Consider the following 697-nt stretch of genomic DNA (forward strand, 5'->3'; position numbering starts at 1 on the left):
CGTCGGTCAGGCGGGCCAGGTCAGCGGCCAGGGTGCGCTCTCCGGCGGACCAGGGGCCGATCGCCGCGCCGATCGCGGCGTGGGTGCCCACCTCGTTGAGGGTGAGCACGCGGGCTTTGGGAAAGGCCGACCGGTCGGCGTCGTTGCTGGCGTAGCCGAAGTGGTCGGCGTTGGCGCCTGTGTCGGCCACGTCCAGGGCGGTGCCGTCCATCGAGACCAGTCGCAAAGAGCCGCAGAAGCCGCCGGGGGTGGCCAGGCCCGACATGGGCAGGCAGGCCCGCTCGAACAGTTCGGCCAGGGGTTCGGGTCCCAGTCGTGCTCGGGCTTGGGCGATCGCGGAGGTGGTGGGTACCTTCCAGTCCTTGGACCATGAGCGGGTGGTGCGCAGGGTTCCGGCCAACTCGCGCATGAGGGCGTCGGATCCCTTCGCGGGGTGTAGGCCCTGGGCGATGGAAAAGCGCATCATCACGTGCGCGGGCAGGGCTCGGGAGCGTTTTTGGGTCTTGCCGGTCTCGGCTAGGGCCTGCTGTATCAGGTGGCGGGGGTAGCGGGCTCCCAGCACTTGCAGGTCCAGGTAGTCGGTCAGCAGCCCCTGCGGGGTGGTATCGGTTTCGTGGTGGTGCGGCACATAAGCGAAGCTACCGGTCCGGGGTGGTAGTTCTAATCGCACCGCCGTGAGCAGCCAAAACACACAAAA

At 68.3% G+C, this 697-nt stretch carries 1 protein-coding gene; it reads right to left on the reverse strand.

What is annotated here, in order from left to right; translation table 11 throughout:
• Window positions 1-628, reverse strand: a 628-nt coding sequence (locus ACYVDG_RS32715) for a transposase domain-containing protein (RefSeq protein ID WP_460764204.1), incomplete at its 3' end; no start/stop codon positions are given.
• Window positions 629-697: the final 69 nt, after the last annotated feature.

It is taken from the genome of Nocardiopsis oceani (genome assembly GCF_054777395.1).